Origin of the sequence: Sphaerochaeta sp. PS, assembly GCF_032144095.1 — a bacterium.
In the GTDB taxonomy this organism is placed as follows: Bacteria; Spirochaetota; Spirochaetia; order Sphaerochaetales; family Sphaerochaetaceae; genus Sphaerochaeta.
Genome location: NZ_JAVSNJ010000025.1, coordinates 1 through 4,932 on the forward strand (window position 1 = coordinate 1; position 4,932 = coordinate 4,932).

1 tRNA gene and 2 rRNA genes are annotated in these 4,932 nt (G+C 58.8%); all 3 read right to left on the reverse strand.

The features are described 5' to 3' along the window. Positions 1-49: 49 nt before the first annotated feature. Positions 50-2,987, reverse strand: a 23S ribosomal RNA gene (locus tag ROJ03_RS12970). 59 nt (positions 2,988-3,046) lie between these two features. Then, positions 3,047-3,120, reverse strand: a tRNA-Ala gene (locus tag ROJ03_RS12975). Positions 3,121-3,271: 151 nt separating this feature from the next. Continuing rightward, positions 3,272-4,812, reverse strand: a 16S ribosomal RNA gene (locus tag ROJ03_RS12980). The 16S and 23S rRNA genes sit together here with 1 tRNA gene alongside, the layout of an rRNA operon. Positions 4,813-4,932: the final 120 nt, after the last annotated feature.

Consider the following 4,932-nt stretch of genomic DNA (forward strand, 5'->3'; position numbering starts at 1 on the left):
CTCGTGCACCCTGTCTTGGCAGTCCGCATGTCGGGACTGGAACAGTGATATGGTCAAGCCTCTCGGATGATTAGTACCGGTCGGCTGAACGCATTGCTGCGCTTGCACCTCCGGCCTATCGAACAGGTAGTCTCCCTGTTTCCTTCAGCCCGCTTGTGCGGGGGGGATGTCTCATCTTGGGGGGGGTTTCCCGCTTAGATGCTTTCAGCGGTTATCCCTTCCGAACGTGGCTACCCGGCAGATGCCGTTGGCACGACAACCGGTACACCAGAGGTTCGTCCACTTCGGTCCTCTCGTACTAGAAGCAGGACCCCTCAGACATCCAACGCCCATGGCAGATAGGGACCGAACTGTCTCACGACGTTCTGAACCCAGCTCGCGTACCGCTTTAATTGGCGAACAGCCAAACCCTTGGGACCTGCTCCAGCCCCAGGATGCGATGAGCCGACATCGAGGTGCCAAACCTTGCCGTCGATATGAACTCTTGGGCAAGATCAGCCTGTTATCCCCGGAGTACCTTTTATCCGTTAAGTGACGGCGCTTCCACGCGCTACCGCCAGATCACTAAGACCTACTTTCGTACCTGCTCGGCTTGTGGGCCTCGCAGTCAAGCCACCTTGTGCCTTTACACTTGAGGGATGATTCCCAACCATCCTAAGGTGACCGTCGCGCGCCTCCGTTACTCTTTGGGAGGCGACCGCCCCAGTCAAACTTCCCACCTGGCACTGTCCCCCGGCCGGATGACGGTCGGGGTTAGAAAACTGGAGAGGGAAGGGTGGTATTTCACCAGCGGCTCCGCGCAGCCTGACGGCCACGCATCACTGCCTCCCACCTATCCTACACATCCCTGTCCAGGTCTCCATGCCAAGCTGAAGTAAAGGTTCACGGGGTCTTTCCGTCTAACCACGGGTACCAGGCATCTTCACCTGGACTTCAATTTCACCGGATTTCGCGTTGAGACAGCGCCCATATCGTTACACCATTCGTGCGGGTCGGAACTTACCCGACAAGGAATTTCGCTACCTTAGGACCGTTATAGTTACGGCCGCCGTTTACTGGGGCTTGGATTCGCTGCTTCGATCGCTCTGACAACTCCTCTTGACCTTCCAGCACCGGGCAGGTGTCAGTCCATATACTTCCCGTTGCCGGTTCGCATGGACCTGTGTTTTTGGTAAACAGTCGCATGGGCCATTTCACTGCAACCCCCTTTCGGGGGCCATACTTATCCCGAAGTTACGTATGCATTTTGCCGAGTTCCTTAACGCGAATTCTTCCGTGCGCCTGTGCATTCTCAGCTCGCCCACCTGTGTCGGTTTATAGTACGGTCCCCCAGAGACGCTCCTTAGAGACTGTTTCTTGGCACGACGACTACGCGCACTTCACCGCACCGTAATGCGGCTCGCTCACGGCTTGCCTCGGCCCCCGGATTTGCCTGGGGGCCTCGTCGGCTCGCCGCTTCGGCCGGGACTACCGTCGCCCGGCTGCGTTTCGCCCTATGCGTCGTCCCGTCGGGACTCTGGGAGGTGCTGGACTGTTGACCAGCTTCCCATCGGCTACGGCTCTCGCCCTCGCCTTAGGGGCCGACTGACCCTTGGGTAGATTGACTTTACCCTGGAAACCTTAGGCTTTCGGCGGACGGGGATCTCACCCGTCTTTTCGTTACTCATGCCTGCATTCTCTCTTCCGTCCCGTCCACGGGGGCTCCCGCCCCCGCTTCTTCCGTACACGGAATGCTCTCCTACCGACAGCACCAGAGGTGCTGTCCCGCGGCTTCGGTGGCGTGCTTAGCCCCGTTACATTATCGGCGCATGACTACTCGACCAGTGAGCTGTTACGCACTCTTTGAAGGGGTGGCTGCTTCTGAGCCAACCTCCTGGCTGTCTGGGCAATCATACTTCCTTTCCCACTTGGCACGCCTTGGGGACCTTAGCCGGCGGTCTGGGCTGTTTCCCTCTTGACGACGGCCCTTATCAGTCGCCGTCTGACTGCTGCATATTGTATCGCGGTATTCGGAGTTTGGTTAAGCTCGGTACCCAGTGACGGGCCCTCACCTATCCAGTGCTCTACCTCCGCGACAGTCCGTGCAACGCTAGCCCTAAAGCTATTTCGGAGAGTACCAGCTATTTCCAAGTTTGTTTAGTCTTTCGCTCCGAGCCACAGCTCATCCCAACCCTTTTCAGCGGATTTAGGTTCGGCCCTCCACAGGATTTCACTCCTGCTTCAGCCTGGCCATGGCTAGATCACTTGGCTTCGGGTCTACCGCACGCGACTGAACGCCCTGTTCAGACTCGGTTTCCCTGCGGCTCCGGGACTCCTATCCCTTAACCTTGCCGCATACGGTAACTCGCAGGCTCATTCTACAAAAGGCACGCCATCACCCCTTGCGAGGCTCTGACCGCTTGTAGGTCCACGGTTTCAGGTTCTCTTTCACTCCCCTCCCGGGGTCCTTTTCACCTTTCCCTCACGGTACTATGCGCTATCGGTAGCTGCCGAGTATTTAGCCTTGGAGGGTGGTCCCCCCGGATTCCGACAGGATTTCTCGTGTCCCGCCGTACTCAGGAAATGCGGCCATCCAGGCGCAACCGTTTCGCGTACGGGGCTTTCACCCGCTGTGGCCGGCCTTCCCAGGACCGTTCCGCTACGATTGCGCTTTCTGACTGGACGGGCAAGCCCCGCCGCACCCCTACAACCCCGCGCACCCGAGGGCACGCGGTTTGGGCTCCTCCCCGTTCGCTCGCCGCTACTGGGGGAATCTCGTTTGATTTCTACTCCCGCTGGTACTCAGATGGTTCACTCCCCAGCGTATACCGCATGCGCGCTATCTTTTTCACGCACATGCGAATGTCATCAGGACATTCGGGTTACCCCATTCGGAAATCCGCGGATCATCGGGTATTGGCCCCTTCCCGCGGCTTATCGCAGCTAATCGCGTCCTTCTTCGCCTGGCAGCTCCTAGGCATCCTCCGTGGACCCTTGTTCACTTGACCATATCATTCTTCCAATCCCTACGCTTGTACTGTAAAAGACCTGCAATCCAAAAGACAACTGGAGGCAAGGGGATTCGAACCCCTGACCCTCGGCTTGCAAAGCCGATGCTCTAGCCAGCTGAGCTATGCCCCCATGGCAGACTGTGCTCTAGGGAAGGCAAAGGGAACGGAAAGTACTGGGGGTGCTCCCTCGTGGGGCACTTGTCTGCAGGACTTCCACCTGCTGGCCGACGGCCTTCGTTGTGCCTGTGGCTGTGAGGGCCTCAGGCTCCCTTTCTTCTCAGAAAGGAGGTGATCCAGCCGCACCTTCCGGTACGGCTACCTTGTTACGACTTCACCCTCCTTGCCAGACGTACCTTCGGAACCGCCCCCCCTTGCGGGTTGGGCTGGCGACTTCGGGTACCCCCGACTCGGATGGTGTGACGGGCGGTGTGTACAAGGCCCGGGAACGTATTCACCGCGCCATGCTGATGCGCGATTACTAGCGATTCCAACTTCATGGAGTCGGGTTGCAGACTCCAATCCGTACTGGGACCGGCTTTGGGCGATTCGCTTGGCCTCGCGGCCTCGCTGCGCTCTGTACCGGCCATTGTAGCACGTGTGTAGCCCAGGACATAAGGGCCATGATGACTTGACGTCGTCCCCACCTTCCTCCGGTTTGTCACCGGCAGTTCCGTCTGAGTGCCCACCATCACGTGATGGCAACAGACAGCAGGGGTTGCGCTCGTTGCGGGACTTAACCCAACACTTCACAGCACGAGCTGACGACAGCCATGCAGCACCTGTGCGCAGGCCGCAAGCGGCCTGGCCCTTTCGGGCCCATTCCTGCGCATGTCAAGCCCTGGTAAGGTTTCTCGCGTATCATCGAATTAAACCACATGCTCCACCGCTTGTGCGGGCCCCCGTCAATTCCTTTGAGTTTCACCCTTGCGAGCATACTCCCCAGGCGGTGCACTTAATGCGTTAGCTTCGGTACCGGGGGTCGACCCCCCGCCACCTGGTGCACATCGTTTACTGTGCGGACTACCAGGGTATCTAAACCTGTTTGCTCCCCGCACCTTCGCGTCTCAGCGTCAGTACATGGCCAGATGCCTGCCTTCGCCATTGGTGTTCCTCCAGATATCTACAGATTTCACCCCTACACCTGGAATTCCGGCATCCCCTCCTGTACTCCAGCCCCGCAGTTTCCAGCGCGTCTCCCCGGTTGAGCCGGGGCATTTCACGCCGGACTTGCAGGGCCGCCTGCACGCCCTTTACGCCCAATGATTCCGAACAACGCTCGCCCCCTACGTGTTACCGCGGCTGCTGGCACGTAGTTAGCCGGGGCTTATTCCGGGATTCACGTCATCGCAAGGCCATTTCCTGCCCCGCTTATTCCTCCTCCCGAAAAGAACTTTACAACCTCACGGCCTTCATCGTTCACGCGGCGTCGCTCCGTCAGGCTTTCGCCCATTGCGGAAGATTCTTAGCTGCTGCCTCCCGTAGGAGTCTGGACCGTGTCTCAGTTCCAATGTGGCCGATCACCCTCTCAGGCCGGCTACCCATCGTCGCCACGGTGGGCCTTTACCCCGCCGTCTAGCTAATGGGCCGCGGACTCATCCCCCGGCGGCGCCGAAGCGCCTTTCCCCGCAAACACCTGTGTGCTCGCGCTCGCATCCGGTATTAATCCAGGTTTCCCTGGGCTATCCCGGACCGGGGGGCAGATTGTCCACGTGTTACTCACCCGTCCGCCGCTCTAGGGGCCCGAAGGCCCTTGCCGCTCGACTTGCATGCTTAAAACGCGCCGCCAGCGTTCGTTCTGAGCCAGGATCAAACTCTCCGTCATAGGAATGCGGGCCCGAAGGCCCACAGCTCTATTCTGTAATAGTCCACCCTGTCATTTCTCGCAAACGAACGTAGCTTATCTCATCTACTGTTCATCATTCGGTAATTGACTGGGAAGCCC